12 protein-coding genes, 1 tRNA gene and 1 pseudogene are annotated in these 14,128 nt (G+C 57.1%); 9 read left to right on the top strand and 5 right to left on the bottom strand.

The genetic code is table 11. The annotated features are described in order from the left end of the window. The first annotated feature begins 196 nt into the window (after positions 1–196). The 3 genes from ACNKU3_RS02620 (at position 197) to ACNKU3_RS02610 (ending at position 6,161) form a co-directional block, all read left to right on the top strand. Positions 197–1,909 carry a hypothetical protein gene (locus ACNKU3_RS02620; protein ID WP_418257852.1) on the top strand — a complete coding sequence of 571 codons (1,713 nt, stop codon included), beginning with the start codon at positions 197–199 and terminating at the stop codon, positions 1,907–1,909. A gap of 141 nt (positions 1,910–2,050) precedes the next feature. Then, entirely contained in the window at positions 2,051–3,967 is a 1,917-nt protein-coding gene (locus tag ACNKU3_RS02615; RefSeq protein ID WP_418257851.1) for a RyR domain-containing protein, read from the top strand. After that, positions 3,960–6,161: a tetratricopeptide repeat protein gene (locus ACNKU3_RS02610; protein ID WP_418257850.1), complete on the top strand. Its 2,202-nt coding sequence runs from the start codon at positions 3,960–3,962 to the stop codon at positions 6,159–6,161. The genes ACNKU3_RS02615 and ACNKU3_RS02610 overlap by 8 nt, the downstream gene beginning before the upstream one ends. A 118-nt stretch (positions 6,162–6,279) precedes the next feature. On the opposite strand, the gene ACNKU3_RS02605 is transcribed toward ACNKU3_RS02610, so the two are convergent. Beyond that, positions 6,280–6,702 (bottom strand): Hsp20/alpha crystallin family protein, encoded by a 423-nt coding sequence (locus ACNKU3_RS02605; RefSeq protein ID WP_418257849.1) that lies wholly within the window; start codon positions 6,700–6,702, stop codon positions 6,280–6,282. 356 nt (positions 6,703–7,058) lie between these two features. Here ACNKU3_RS02605 and ACNKU3_RS02600 point away from each other — a divergent pair. Continuing rightward, positions 7,059–7,135, top strand: a tRNA-Arg gene (locus ACNKU3_RS02600). Positions 7,136–7,434: 299 nt separating this feature from the next. Here ACNKU3_RS02600 and ACNKU3_RS02595 read toward each other — a convergent pair. Next, a complete protein-coding gene (locus tag ACNKU3_RS02595) occupies positions 7,435–8,283 on the bottom strand; it encodes a hypothetical protein (RefSeq protein WP_418257848.1) in 849 nt (282 codons plus the stop codon). Positions 8,284–8,615: 332 nt separating this feature from the next. Between ACNKU3_RS02595 and ACNKU3_RS02590 the strand changes: the two are divergent. The 3 genes and pseudogenes from ACNKU3_RS02590 to ACNKU3_RS02580 all read left to right on the top strand — a co-directional run. Then, a pseudogene (locus tag ACNKU3_RS02590) lies at positions 8,616–8,958 on the top strand (IS3 family transposase); the annotation flags it as partial. A gap of 96 nt (positions 8,959–9,054) precedes the next feature. Further along, positions 9,055–10,620 carry a phospholipase D-like domain-containing protein gene (locus ACNKU3_RS02585; protein ID WP_418257847.1) on the top strand — a complete coding sequence of 522 codons (1,566 nt, stop codon included), beginning with the start codon at positions 9,055–9,057 and terminating at the stop codon, positions 10,618–10,620. Positions 10,621–11,172: 552 nt separating this feature from the next. Beyond that, entirely contained in the window at positions 11,173–11,460 is a 288-nt protein-coding gene (locus ACNKU3_RS02580; protein WP_418257846.1) for a hypothetical protein, read from the top strand. A gap of 1 nt (position 11,461) precedes the next feature. On the opposite strand, the gene ACNKU3_RS02575 is transcribed toward ACNKU3_RS02580, so the two are convergent. From ACNKU3_RS02575 to ACNKU3_RS02565, 3 genes are all read right to left on the bottom strand, one after another. Further along, positions 11,462–11,920, bottom strand: a complete 459-nt coding sequence (locus tag ACNKU3_RS02575; RefSeq protein ID WP_418257845.1) for a hypothetical protein — start codon at positions 11,918–11,920, stop codon at positions 11,462–11,464. Positions 11,921–11,932: 12 nt separating this feature from the next. Beyond that, complete coding sequence (locus tag ACNKU3_RS02570; protein WP_418257844.1) at positions 11,933–12,565, bottom strand: hypothetical protein; 633 nt, start codon at positions 12,563–12,565, stop codon at positions 11,933–11,935. A gap of 122 nt (positions 12,566–12,687) precedes the next feature. Beyond that, positions 12,688–13,008 (bottom strand): DUF6156 family protein, encoded by a 321-nt coding sequence (locus ACNKU3_RS02565; protein WP_418257843.1) that lies wholly within the window; start codon positions 13,006–13,008, stop codon positions 12,688–12,690. A 250-nt stretch (positions 13,009–13,258) separates the two neighbouring features. On the opposite strand from ACNKU3_RS02565, the gene ACNKU3_RS02560 reads away from it, so the two are divergent. After that, entirely contained in the window at positions 13,259–13,588 is a 330-nt protein-coding gene (locus ACNKU3_RS02560) for a DUF1508 domain-containing protein (RefSeq protein WP_418257842.1), read from the top strand. Positions 13,589–13,841: 253 nt separating this feature from the next. Beyond that, entirely contained in the window at positions 13,842–14,060 is a 219-nt protein-coding gene (locus tag ACNKU3_RS02555; protein WP_418257841.1) for a Nif11-like leader peptide family natural product precursor, read from the top strand. Positions 14,061–14,128 lie beyond the last annotated feature (68 nt).

Here is a 14,128-nt window from a genome sequence, read left to right as displayed (position 1 = left end):
GGCCGGGATTACCATGCAGGTGGACTGGAGAGGGACTTTCCTGGCCAATATTTTTTCGGGCGTTCTTCTGGCGAACCCCGAAGGAGCGAAACCCATGCTTACGCACTCCCACGGGGCGTCATTCGCTTTGCGGATGATTGGTCTTGTTGTTTTTGCCTGCCTCACCGCACCCATCGAAGCTGCACCAAGGAGCACCTTGCTCACCAAAGGCACGCCGATGTCAGCGCCGCCCTGCGACCCCGACAACCCGACCATCGATATCGACTTCCGGACTTCCGCCTTTAAGGACTTTGAGTGGGGTATCGTGCACCTCTCCGCACTGGGCGGCGACCTTACAGCAGACACCTGCGACCAACCACCCTACCCCGCCCCCCCCGGCTATGACATCGATGCGGATGGCGTGGGCATCGACAGCGGTCGGCCCTATCTGGCCGGGGTGGAAAAGGGCGAGACCCTGCTGGTCAACATCGCCAACGCAGCCAACGACCCGAACGTCGTCGCCGCGGCGTTTGATGTTACCGGCATGTGGGTCAGCGACTTTGTCGTATCCGGTAACGGGGAGACCTGTGAAGTTACCCTGGATGAATACGGTGGCGGGCAATCCACCTTTACCTTCAGCCGGAAAAACCCGGCCAATTACCCCAATCCCGATCCCAGCGACACCAACCCCAACAATGAATTCCTGGTGCCCTTTGTGGGCCCGGACGATCCCCCCCTGCGCATCACCGGCGCCACCGTCACCGCCACCAGCGGTGACTGCGGCGTCATCGGATTTACCAACAACCCGGTGGTATTCCAGGCCGGTGATTGCCAACAGGGCTCGACCGCTGACGCCTGCTCGGCGGAACTCGCCAAGGGCGTCAAGCTCGACGTTCACGCCCGGGAAAACTTCGTCGGGACGATCTACAAGCAGGGCGTGTTTATTGCCGACGACACCCGCGGCTATTGCGGTGATGGCGATGTCAAACCCGCCCCGGTCCCGCTGTATGTCGACCTGACAGGAAATGGCAAACCCGACTTCGTCGTACCCGAAGACTACTGCGGCTACCCCTCTGACGACCCGAAAATCCAGTTCCTGGTGCTGAAGAGCGACCTGGAAATCGATGCGGATGTGATCGAGATGATCATTGAGGATGGAGATGATCCCGACTATGCCTGCAGGTCACCAGATCCCGCCCGACGCCCGCAGGTTTTGCAGGTACCGAACAACATCTACAGTGACGGCACCCCTACCACTCCCCCCTACGACGAGATTCCCTACCTCAATAGCGACGGGATGATCGACCTTGATCCAAATGGCGTCCCGGCGCCGCGGGAAGCGACAGTCGGCCCCTGTGGCAGCACTCGTCCCTCACGCGGCGGCGTATCCATATTTGCCTACCAACTGCGCCACGCACTTCCAGAGGCAACCTATACAGTGGGAGATGACACCGACGCGGAACTGTCCGATTTCTACCACAAACTGTTTAACCAGGGCCTCACCCATATCGAGGAGTACGTGCAAACGGTATTCCCCTGCATCAACCGCAACGGCACCGCGCAATCCACGCTGCAGTATTACCTGAACCACATACGCGACAACTATGAGCGCGACAAATTCGACGATGTGGCAGGCTACATACTGGGTTTCCTGGAACGCCTGGATGACCCCGGATCACACCTCTACGAAGACCTGCGCGGCTGCTACTTCGACCTGGCCTTTACCGCCTACCCGATTAGCGAGGCCAATACGCCCTTTACCGAGGACGACCTCGGCGATGAGTCGGTGCCCGCCAATACCATCGGTCACCTGAAGGCGGAACTCAAACACCTGCTGTGGCTGACTTATACAGGGACCGGCCTGCTGTACGACGAAGTACCTGCCTCTGATACCTGCCTGCCCTATTTCGGTTGCCCATCGACCCCTTGATACCTGGCAGGCACCACACCCGGCCCGGGCATCGCACCAGTTGCGATGCCCGGGCCGCATTCCCGCGCGGCCCATGACTTTGCGTCGTCGGTCAATGCGTCTAGTCTAAAGTGAAATAAACCATACAGCAGGGAATTGCTGATGCCCGGCGTTACCAACCCATCTCACCGCGCCGAACACAACCTCGGCAAGAAACCGGCGAGTTTTTTCTCCCGCCACGAGTGGACACTGGTGGGTATGCTCGCGGTGGGAGCCTTCCTGTTAGCCTGCCTCGGCTATACCCAGGTCATGCTGCTCTCCAACCCGGACGGCAGCCACACCTGGTGGGACGTGGTCTATGCCAGCCTGCAACTGTTCGTCTTCGAAGGGCCGGACGCCACCACGGGTTGGCCCCTGCATTTGCAGGTAGCTCGCGCGCTGGCGCCGATGATACTGCTCTACACCGCGGCCAAGGCCGTGTGGAGCCAGGTCGATCACCAGGTGTCGCTGTACTGGCTGCTGTCCCGGAAGCGGCGCTTCGTGGTGATCTGCGGTATCGGTGAAACCGGCTTCCGCATCGCCCGCGACTACCTGCTCAACAGTGACAAGGGGGTCGTCGTCATCGACAACGACCCGCTGAACCCGATGGTGGCGGAACTCAAGCACATGGGGGCGATTACCGTGCACGGCAACGCCATGGACCCCCTCGTGCTGCACGATACGCGCGTGGTGTACGCCAAGGAGCTGTTCCTGTGCACCAGTGACGACAAGGCGAACATCGCGATTGCCAAGGCTGCCGAGCGGCTGACGCGGCGCCTCAAGGACCGGGAGGTAAAAAAGCTGGACCAGATCGCCGAACGCCATGAGCAACCCGTCGGTACGGAATCGGCACACCTCGGCCTGCGTTGTTTCATGTGCGTGGATACCCCGGACATCTACGAGGTGTTCAGCGCCCACAGTTTTTTCGAGACCAACAGCCCGCGCTTCGCCATCCGCCTGTTCAATCGTCGCGAAACCTTCGCCCGCAATATCTTCCAGCTCTGCGCTCCGGACCTCTACCACCGGCCCGTCGATGCGAGCTGCGAGCCCATGCATGTGCTGTTTATCGGGTTCACTGCGCTGGTGCGGGAACTGATTATCCAGACCGCCCTCACCGCCCACTACACCGACTTCCGCCTGCCGCGGGCCACGGTGCTGTGCTCGCCCGAGCGCGAGGAGGAAGTCGGGCGCTTCCTTTACCGCTACCCACACCTGGCGAAAACCCTCGAGATCGAATTCATCTACGCCGACCCGCTGACCATCGACGAGGACTACTGGCGGCAAATCCAGGCGCAGTCCACTTTCAAGGTCTGCTATGTGGCGATGCGACAGGATGTCGAGGGCATTCTCTGCGCGCGGCGGTTGAACCGCCTGCGGCGCCTGGCGAAGCTGCCGCCGCTCAACTTTGTGGTCTGCCTGAACCAGCAGAACTTCCTCGCCGAGATCATCGACGACGATTTCGAACCGATCCGGGAAAACAAGGCGCGACTTCCCGTCCACGAACCGATCGAATACTTCGAGATTCTCGACGAAACCCTGACAATTGACGTTGTGGTCAACGAGGCCCTCGACCTGATGGCGCGGACACTGCACAACGATTACGCCCGGACCCAGATCGCGCGGGGGGAAAATGCCGGCAACAACGCCTCTCTCATCCCCTGGTCCGAGCTGCCCGCGCACAAGAAGCGCGCCAACCAGCGCGCTGCGGCGCACATCGACATCAAGCTGCGCCTGTGTGGCTGCACTGCCTACAGCGAGTTGGCCTCGGCAGCGGAAATCGCCTTTCCGCCCGACGCCAGTACCCTTGAACAACTGGCGCGGCTGGAACACCACCGCTGGATGGCAGACAAGTACCTGGCCGGTTACAGCTACGGCGAGCAGCGCGACGAGGACCAGATGCTGCACCCGGACCTGGTGCCCTGGGAAGCCCTGACCGAGGCCGACAAGGAAAAGGACCGCGACAATATCCGCAGGATTCCCGCGCTGCTGCACCTGCAGCAGCTGAAAGTCTGCCGCCTGGGCAGCCGCAACGATGACTGAATCCCGCTACCGGTACCGCGCTTTCATCAGCTACGCGCACGCCAACGAGGACTGGGCCCGCTGGCTGCACAAGTCGCTCGAGACCTACCGGATTCCCCGCCGCCTGGTGGGACAAAAAACCGCTCTCGGCACGGTGCCGGCGAAACTCGCACCGGTGTTTCGCGACCGCGAGGAGCTGGCCAGCGCGACAGACCTCGGCGAGAAACTGACCAGCGCACTGGAAGACTCGGCGACCCTGATCGTGATCTGCTCGCGCGCCTCGGCGCGCTCCCATTGGGTAAATGAGGAAATTCTCGCCTACAAGCGCATGGGACGGTCGGAGCGCATTTTTTCCCTGATTGTCGACGGCGAGCCCTACTCCAGCGGTATTCCCGGCGAGGATGACCAGGAATGCTTCCCCGCAGCGCTGCGCTTCCAGCTCGGTGCCGATGGCGAGCTCAGTGACGTACCGGCCGAACCCATTGCGGCGGACGTGCGCCCGGGCAAGGACGGCAAAGCCAACGCCCGCATCAAGCTTATCGCCGGCATGCTCGGCCTCGGCTTTGACGACCTGCGGCAGCGGGAACTGCAACGCCGCAATCGGCGCCTGGCGTGGATCTCCGTGTCAGCCGTGGCCGGCATGTTGTTCGCCACCGGGCTCGCGGCCACCGCAGTGATCGCGCGTATCGAAGCCGAGCGACAACGGGTGCGGGCGGAACAGGAGGCGGAAACCGCCAAGCAGACCGCCAGCTTCATGATCGACCTGTTTGCCGTTTCCGACCCCGGCGAGGCTCGCGGACGCAATATTACCGCGCGGGAAATCCTGACCCGCGGCGCGGACCGTATCCGCAATGAGCTGAGTGACCAGCCCACCATCCAGGCCAGCCTGATGGATACCATCGGCAAGGTGTACACCAACCTCGGCCTCTACGATGACGCCAGCGGCATGCTGCGCGACGCGGTAGCGCTGCGCGACAGGCTCTCCGGGCCGACACCGCAGGAAAGCGCCAACACCCTGTTCAACCTGGCCAACGTCACCACCGAGCAGGCCAGCTATGAAGACGCGGACGCGCTGTACCGGCAGGCCCTGCAGGAACTGGAAGCCGCAGGCCAGGGAAACAGCGTGCTGCACCTCGACATTACCGCGGCGATGGCCGAACTCTACTACCGCGAGGGCGAATACGCCCGAGCGGAACCACTGTTGCGGGAAGTCCTGGAGGAACGACTTCGGCTGTATGGCAAGAATGACCCATCTGTTGCCGACGCCATCGAGGAAGTCGGGCTCAACCAGTTCGACCAGGGCAACATGGATGAAGCCGAGAAGCAGTTGCGCGAAGCGCTGCGGCTGCGCCGGGAAATTTTCGGCAACGACCCGCACCCCGACCTCGCTGAAAACATCAACAACCTTGCGTTGATTCTGGAAACCGAAGGCAGCATCCAGGAAGCGGAAATCCTCTATGCCCAGGCGCTGGATATGAACCGGGAATTGTATCCCGGCGCCCATCCGGTGATAGCGATCACCATGGGCAACCTGGCGCAAACCTATCGTCTTGAAGGCAAATACGATGATGCTCGGCGACTCTACGTAGATGCTATAACCATGCAGACGGAATTGCTTGGGGACTCACATCCGGCGATCGCACAACTGATGACCAATCTCGCCCGCACCCTGCACGACAGCGGCGACACCGAACAGGCCTTTGTCATCGCCAACGAAGCGCTGGATATGCAGTACACAACACTGGGCAAGGAGCATCCGGACGTCGCCTTTACCCTGAGAATGCTGGGCCAGTGGCAAATCGAGGCAGGTTATGCGGACCAGGCTGAGCCCCTGCTGCGCAGGGCACTGACGCTGCAGGAACAACAACTGGGGACGACACACCCCAGCACCGCGGTAACCCGGATGGCGTTGGCGGAGGCTCTGCTGGACCTGCACCGGGCTGTTGAAGCGCTGCCGCTGGCGGCACAAGCGGAAACGGACCTGCGGGCTTCGCTGTCAGAGGGCCACGAAATGACGATTAAAGCCATTGGGGTCCACGGCATGGCCCTGGTAGACACGGGCAACTACGCCGCTGCGGAGCCATTATTACTGGAAAGCTACCAGTACATGGAAGAGGGAGCGACAGCAGACCCGGACCTGCTGGAAGAGGCCCGGAAGCGCCTGAACCAGCTTTACCTGGCCTGGGGAAAGCCGGAGAAGATGAGCGCCTTGTAACCCGGCAAATCCTTCCGGAGAGTTCTCAACGAACGGTTGAAAGAGTGTGGACCGGGAAACCCGGGCTGCACAAACCTGCACAACCTGGGATGCCCCGGCCACTGGCCTGTATTTCCGCCTAGCTGACCTCGATGCGACGCCGGGCCGGCGGCTTTTCCTTCACCTTGGGCGCCTCCAGCTTGAGGACACCGTCGACGAAGGAAGCCTTGATATCTTCCTCGTGGACATCCCCACCCAGGTTGAAGCTGCGGCGAAACTTGCCGTAGCGCCGCTCCTGGCGGATGACCCGGCCCTCGCGCTCTTCCTTGTCTTCCTGGGAGCTTTCCGCTTCCAGGGTAAGAATGCCGTCGGTCACGTGAACCTGGATATTCTCCCGCTTCACACCGGGCAATTCAGCGGTGATTTCAAAGTGATCCTCCGCGTCGCGGACATCCACCCGCGGAGCGAAAAAATCGCCCATTTCGTTATCCGTCCACCGCGGCCACTGGTCGCCGAAGAAACGGTCGAGATCAAACAAATTACTGCGTGGAACCAGAGCCATTTGACACCTCCCTTCCCTTCACGGGGTTGTTACTGTGTTGGCTCTATAGATAGGTTCAAGCGAGGTAATTTCAAGGGACCAGCTGAACATTTTTTAACCTGGCGTGGCAGAGGCAACTTGCCATCCGGGGGTTGAATCGGAATAATGCACGCCTCTTCAGCATTCCCGCCGCCTGTAGCTCTGCAGGATTGAGAGCAGTGAATAATAGGGGATGCTATAGAACACTCCATGAGTACCATGGAATTGAAGAAGGGCTACCCGCCGCCTCTATTCAGTATGAAAAGTGGCGGGTGAATTTCATGCGATGTACATTTTGGGGAAGGTTGTCGCTGTTGCTATACTCCCCCCCTTACTCCGCCCCGGTAGCTCAGCTGGATAGAGCAAGCCCCTCCTAAGGGCTAGGTCGGACGTTCGAATCGTCTCCGGGGTGCCATTTTCAGCAGGGTTTACCTGTCTCGCAGGCTGCGTTGGCGCAATTTCACGATGGCCGGAAAGCTTTGGCCCTGCCAGCGCGGTGCATTACCCGTATCATCTCCAGCCTGGGCATGCCTGAATGGTTCCTGCGTGGCACATCTGCATTCTCCATTGAACTGATCACCTCAAAAACAGATGAATGAACGCCGATCTTCGTCCCTGCATACAGGCGATGACCGCTGCCCTCTTCGTCTATACCGGGGCCCTTTCTCAAGGCTCTATCGAAAGACCGCCTCCGCCATCAAGCTGAAGCATTTCCTATTCTACAGCTCGGAAAAACCATGCTCCATAATCGTCATCATGGTCCGATTCCCTAATGAAAGGATTGGCCCCTATACTCAACTCCTCATTGCTTGCCGCAAAGGGTTGACCGTCATACGCCATGGCAATGTATACCCCATATACATCGGACGGACCGTCACTCAACAGCGCAATTAAGTTGAGGTTTACAACTTGACCAAGCTCTGAATCGGTTTCTGCCTTGGTATAAACAAAGTCCCCGAGGATATATCGACCTGCAGATTCATAGAAGTCGAAGAGTGACTGAACATCATCACTGGAGGCCCAGGTATATCCGGACAGATCAATAGTGCTGCCTGGCAAAGTACCGGAGCACAATTTGTCGGGACAGACTGTGCTTATCGTATTGTAAGAATAGTTAACAAAATTCTGCGGTTGTAACCATTCTTGTCCATTGACCCTGACAGGCCGATTGTCGGGTACTGATATCTCGGGTGGTGTCTGCTTGAATACAGGCATGAGATAGAAGACTTCCGAAGAGCTGACCAACTTTTTTATATAAACGTTATTCTCAATATCAGGAAAATCAGAAAAGTGTAGAATGCACTCCGGATCGGCAGAGTTTCCGCAAAAGAATCTCTCGCCTGAATTCCATTTGTGGAAATACCACCCCTCATCAGGTACCGCTCTGAATTCGTCGGAAAATCCTGTATCAGTTACATCAACCATACAAACGAGCCCAGCAACGCAAGTGCCAGAGCGAGCCGACCTCACCTCTCCGCCTTCGACAACAATTAGGGCCAGTTTGCAGCCTGATAACACCAGGCTTGAGATAATGAATAGGAGTCTTATGGTTGCGCGAGTCATTGAATAGACTCCTGCATCGATGTCCTGTTTCCAGAATAGCAACGAACGACCAGGGCGTGGATTGATTGAGATCAAAACATCCCGCAATTTATATGGTTAATTGTTCTTAGTGGTGCAAGGTTTATCACTTAAACAAAGTAGTGTTAATTTGCACCGAAACAGCCCCTCTCAGAGGTACTCCCAAGCGGCAGGTCGCAGGTCCGACTCCTGCCAGGCGGACCATTCCCCATATATTTCAGACGCTTATAAAGACTATACCGGCAGACTTTATGGGACCTTCCTGTATACCCGAGGCGCTGGCTGGGAACCAGGTGTCGAGTAGCTCGAATAGCATTGCGGTCTGGCACCGAGAGCCGACGGGGGAGGTGGTGGTGCTCTCGAATCGGTGCAGCCAATACACCAGCCAGGGCTGGACGTCATTCCTGAAAGCGCATGGCCTTGAAGGAAGCACCAGTCGCTGTGGCAACTGCCATGACAATGCCGTGGCCGGGAGATTCCCACAGTTACTCAAGCGCCAGAGGATAAAAAAACCTACAACACCCGGGCGACGCCAGCGCGAATAGATTTGAATACACCGAGTGGTTCATCAACGAAAGACGGCGCCACAGTTGTAACGAGCAGCTATCGCCGGTGGAGCATGAGCGGTGTCACCAACAACGGCTGACTGGTGTCTAGATAAGCGGTGGCGATTCAATCCCCGGATTTTACGGAATCCACCAATGGGTTATGCTGGCAGCCATCAGACACAGGCAATCCCAGGCGAGAACGGAAATGAAACCTCGTAGCGCCCTACTGCTCCTATTTGCTGTGACTCTATTAACTGGTTGCGCCGCCGTGTCGCAGGCGCCGGACGTCGCAGAGACCGCGGCAGAACACACTGACGTAGCGTCACCAGTACTAGACCCTGAAAGCACCTATGCCGGAAGCCCCTTCGCCGATGTCGGGCTCAGCGGCTTGTTCCCGGTTCGCAATCCCCGGGAGTGCGAAGTCGCGGTTATCAGCAACGGTGGTGATTCATTCGCCGCACGCATGGCGGTTCTCAAGAATGCGAAAAAGTCGATCCGAATCCAGACGCTGATCTTCAGGGGCGATGAGTCGGGGGTACGCATTGCCGAAGTGCTCAAACAAAAACGCGCCGAGGGTCTGGATGTACGGGTGATTGTCGATGCGTTCTCCAATCCCTGGCTACAGACCCAGTGGATGTTCTTCGACCTCAAACAGAACGGCATCGAGGTGGAGGGCTACGAGGCGATGGCCCTGCAGTGGTTGAACGAGGTCCCTGTGCCCTTGCTTACGCCGCACAATGATCTCACAAATCCTGACAAGCGCTACCACGAGAAGATGTGGATCATCGACGGAGAGACGGAACACGGTGTGGCGGTCACTGGTGGATTGAATATTGGCAATGAATATTTTCGGGCAGACCCGAACAATCCAGCCATGAACTGGCGCGACCAGGACGTCGTGGTGCGTGGTAAGGTTGTGAACGACCTGGTCGCGGCTTTCGACCGGAATTTTGATTTCTTTATCGCGATCAAGGAAAGCCGGGGCATATTCAATACCAATCTGTACTGGGACGCGACACGAAACGTGATGGATACCACCGGCAAACTGCCCATCAACTACACCACCGATCCCGCCATTGCCGGCTATGTCGCACAACTCGAAGGACGCCAGCCCGCAATGGAATTCCGCCCTGCAACCTGCCGCTTCCTGCAAAACAGACCGCGCCTTGAGGAAACCTATCTACTGCAAAGCTACCAGAAACTGTTCCACCAAGCAGAGCGTGAAATCCTTATCGCCAATGCCTATTTCGTACCAACCCCGGCACTGTCGACTGCAATTAAAGCCGCGGCGCAGCGCTGCGTGTCTGTCAGGCTGATCACCAACAGTCCGGAAGCCAATAACCATCCACAGATCAGCCTGGTTGGCCGTGGATACTACAAGGACATCTTGTCTATCAATGACGCTCCCGAGGTCACGGCCTGTCCGAACGCAGACGCCGGCGTACGTATCTGGGAATGGACAGGGCAGGCAGTGGATGAGCAGAGCCCCAGCCAGGGCACCATGCACTCCAAGTTCGCAATATTCGACGGCGCCATCAGTCTGGTGGGGTCCTACAACCTGGACCCGCGCAGCGAAAGGCTCAACAGTGAAAACGCCATCGTATTTCGCGACGAAATCCTTTCAGGACAACTTCGTCGACTGTTCTATGAAAACGACCTCAACTACAGCCGCGAAGTGACGGCCCAGGACGCTGTCGCTTTCGAGGTTCCTGATTCGGTGATCGAGCAATTCCAGCAAACACTCGGCAATATGCTTAAAGAGGAACTGTGAAAAACAGGAACCTTCCCGCTAGTGAATTTGTCTTCCTGCCTGGCGCCCGGGATTCACTAAACCATATGGCTTGCACAACGCTTCCGATATGCGGTACACACTATTCAAAAAAAGCGGCCACAGGTACTACTGGCGGGTATTCGCATGCTATTGCGTCGCTACATAAAACACGCGGATGCAATTCAACACGAACCTGCTATCTCACCGACCCGGTATTGCGCCAGGCTACCTTTATCGATGTGAACGAAGCAGGCAAGCTCTTACGGGAGGTCGACCACACTATCCGGATGGAAGCCGTCAATTGATTACGATGCGCCATGTTAAACATGGACAACAAATCCAGCAGCACCAACGGATAAGCTCACATGTTGATTGGCACCTACAAGATGCTTTTAATCGCGTCTGTGTCGAAATAGAAGGGGCGAATCTCGATCAGCTTGTCATCCGCAAACTTAAACACTTCGATAAGCTGTGTCTCCAGGGTCCTTCCGGATTTACGACCCGTCATCTTTATGTCCACCCAGACCATCACGTCATCCCCACCGGGGCATAATGGAAAATGCTGATTCCTGGCGGCGCCGACCCCTGGTACTGCTGGCGCTGCTGACGACCGCACTGTTCGCCATCGCCGGGACCGATCCGGTACCCGACAGCGATTATCCCCCGACGATTATAGAGCTGACCCTGGAAAGTGCGGGGGACCGGCTGCCTGCGCGGCAATACCTGAGGACCCCCGACAACACCACCACGCTCAGGATCGATACCGGACACCCGTCACTGCGGGGCCATTCCATGGCTCGTTACGCGGGGCTGGCAGCAGTCGCGCAACACTCGCAGTAGGTCAGGCGTAGTAATGCCTGCGCAGTTCCAACATCCGCCTGCTACTGAGTTCGGCGCTATCACTCTGGCGGGTGACGCTGTAATTACTGCCATCGAAGATTACCGGTTCCCCGGCCTCGGCATATGCGACAACGTTGTTGGCTGGATCGAGGGTACGCAGATAGGCCCCGCCAAGGTATTTGTTGTAATCGGCGACGATACCGCCATGGGGGGGATGACCAACCACGTTCCACCACGGCGCGGCGACACTATCGTGACTCCAGCAATCGCCAGTGGATTCGGAAGGCAGGTAGCGCTCAACCAGTACCTCATCGACGACGCCGTACTGGTAGCGGCAGACCTTGTCGAGTGCGTTGTTGTTTTTCGGTTCGCGTATTTCAAGCACTTCCGCTTTCACGATAGCGCCGGGCATGTCCAGCATGCGACAGGTTTCTCCATTCAGGAGTTTGTGCTCAAACATGGAATATCTCCTTTAACAGGTCATTGAGAGGGTTTGCTTGACAGGCAGTCGGGTAGCCTCGATCTGGCCAAGGTTCTGGTGAATCAGGTCCAGGTAGGACAACACGCCTGCCATATACGATGTGTAGAGCGCGAACGCATCTTCGGGGTCCCTGGACTGGATCGTGTTTAGCTCGCCGAGCATGCGGAACAGGGTTTTCAACAGAGTGTCGATGGTCATCGCGAGCCATATATCGTTGTCGATCCATTTGTCGACAAAGTCGTGTAGCCGGGAAAAGGCATGTTTGAGGAGGGGGAAACCGGTTGCCACTTCCCGGCGCTTGCGGAACTGAAGGTATTTCTCGAAGGTCAGTTCAGCATTGATTCTCGCCTCGCTGAGCGCCGCCTGGTAGTGGTTTGCATACCACTCGAAGCGGGAGCTGAAATCCTGCCTGAACTTCTCCGGTGAAGAAACACTCACCATGGGCCTCAAAATGCTTTCCAGGCCCCGGTAGGTATTGAGGATATCGAACAGCAGGCTATCGTACTCTTCGAGAAAATCCGCGCTGCCTATCTCGGCAGTAATCAGTTGATTAACAGCCGCCAACTCCGAGCTGGTAGCGCTGATGGTGGCCAGGGCTTTCAGCAGTTTGAATTCGTCTCCCATGGACATACCCCTTACTGGCGGCGACTTCAGAACGAAGTGCCTGACATCTCCAGTTCAGGGCTTTGCAATATTCGTGCAAGCTTCAGATAGCTGGTGGAGCATTACGGCGGGAAGGCCCAGAGCTAGTCGCCAGGAATCTCCCGCTGATCGAGGATATTGCCGTCACTGTCAAAAATGATGACCAGTCGCTCGTCATCAACGTTGCGGATATCCGCGGATTCGAGCACGCCGTTGGCGTCGAACCGATACTCGTGGGACAACTCGATCTCGCCATAGACTCGCTTATGAATCAAGCAGATACGGCCTTGTTCATCGAGCATTGCGCCGAAATATGTATTGCGATTCTTGACCTCCTCGGGGGCAATCTGGCTGACCAGATTGAGGGGCAACCGGGCTCCGCTGTAACTCAGGAAATACTGATCGTATGCTGTGTTGTCGTTCAATGTGCCTGCCTCCTGTTTCGGTGTCGCCTGTTTTATCACGACAAAAATGCCAATCACAGCGTTTGCTGCGGGATTCAAAGCTGACAGGAAAATGTTGGATTCCCGACAAATTTTCGCCATAAATCCAGAAATTTTGCGCTTTTAAAGGAAAAATCCGTGGCGCGTTGTTTGCAGAGGACCTGTTACGGTCTGAGAGCCGGCTGCGGCTTTCGCGGCTTTCATCTGCGTTTTCACTCGGAGGAGAAAGAACATGGCAGCTACGTTTCGCATCACAACCGCCGATGACGGCTTTTACCAATTCAACTACCTCAATGGCCAGGGCGAAAGTGTCCTGGTCAGCCCGGAATTTGAAAATAAATCCCTGTTGGAGAAGGCCATCCAGGAAGTTCGTGTCGGCTCCCTGATGAGCCAGCAGATCGCAAAGGGTAAAACACCCGGCGGGGAATTTTTTTTCATGATCAAGGATAGTGACGGGCAGGTCGTGGCCAAAAGCATACTGTTTGACACCGAGATGCTGTTCGACAACGCCCTGCATAATGTCCGGGAAAATGCCTGTCTGGCGGAGCTCAGCTTTACCTGAACCCGGAGGACTGACTGGATAGGGGAAAGCCCGCAGACAGGCACGCGGTAGTCGTCAGGATGTCGCCTTTGTCACATTCAAGACACGACCGACTGTGCGCTCACCCCGAGGGAATCTTCAGCTTATTGATTATTAGGGATTTTTTTAAGAAAGAGTGAAAACCACGGCTGGCCCGTGAATTGCTATTGCGACATTGGGCACCCGGAATAGCGATTTCCGGGTAATAACATTCCAAATCACGAGAGAGACGAAAATGTCGATTGAGCAAATCTCAGCGTTTGCCGCCAAGGCGAAGTCCGACGCGGCACTGGGCGAACAGTTGAAATCCTGCCAGAAACTGAAAGAAATGTTCTCACTGGCCGAAGAGCATGGCTTCAAATTGGAAGAGGATAGCCTCTATCCACCCAACGAACCCCAGTTCACGGAAGACCAGTTGTCTGAACGCCTGGTAAAAGCGCTGTTGCGCGTATGACATACCAGCCTGTACTCACCGGCAGTGTCAAGCGCTGCCGTTGAGTACAGGCAAAACCGGCATTTCAC

The sequence above is a fragment of the Haliea sp. E17 genome, assembly GCF_048323675.1.
In the GTDB taxonomy this organism is placed as follows: domain Bacteria; phylum Pseudomonadota; class Gammaproteobacteria; order Pseudomonadales; family Halieaceae; genus Mangrovimicrobium.
The sequence above is the reverse complement of the archived record's forward strand: the minus strand, read 5'-3'. Positions and strand labels throughout refer to the sequence as shown.

Excerpts from the sequence above, each read along its gene's own strand:
- ACNKU3_RS02555 (WP_418257841.1), top strand. The coding sequence starts at position 13,842 with ATGTCGATTGAGCAAATCTCAGCGTTTGCCGCCAAGGCGAAGTCCGAC.
- ACNKU3_RS02610 (WP_418257850.1), top strand. The coding sequence starts at position 3,960 with ATGACTGAATCCCGCTACCGGTACCGCGCTTTCATCAGCTACGCGCAC.
- ACNKU3_RS02595 (WP_418257848.1), bottom strand. The coding sequence starts at position 8,283 with ATGACTCGCGCAACCATAAGACTCCTATTCATTATCTCAAGCCTGGTG.
- ACNKU3_RS02580 (WP_418257846.1), top strand. The coding sequence starts at position 11,173 with ATGGAAAATGCTGATTCCTGGCGGCGCCGACCCCTGGTACTGCTGGCG.
- ACNKU3_RS02570 (WP_418257844.1), bottom strand. The coding sequence starts at position 12,565 with ATGGGAGACGAATTCAAACTGCTGAAAGCCCTGGCCACCATCAGCGCT.
- ACNKU3_RS02575 (WP_418257845.1), bottom strand. The coding sequence starts at position 11,920 with ATGTTTGAGCACAAACTCCTGAATGGAGAAACCTGTCGCATGCTGGAC.
- ACNKU3_RS02615 (WP_418257851.1), top strand. The coding sequence starts at position 2,051 with ATGCCCGGCGTTACCAACCCATCTCACCGCGCCGAACACAACCTCGGC.
- ACNKU3_RS02585 (WP_418257847.1), top strand. The coding sequence starts at position 9,055 with ATGAAACCTCGTAGCGCCCTACTGCTCCTATTTGCTGTGACTCTATTA.
- ACNKU3_RS02605 (WP_418257849.1), bottom strand. The coding sequence starts at position 6,702 with ATGGCTCTGGTTCCACGCAGTAATTTGTTTGATCTCGACCGTTTCTTC.
- ACNKU3_RS02560 (WP_418257842.1), top strand. The coding sequence starts at position 13,259 with ATGGCAGCTACGTTTCGCATCACAACCGCCGATGACGGCTTTTACCAA.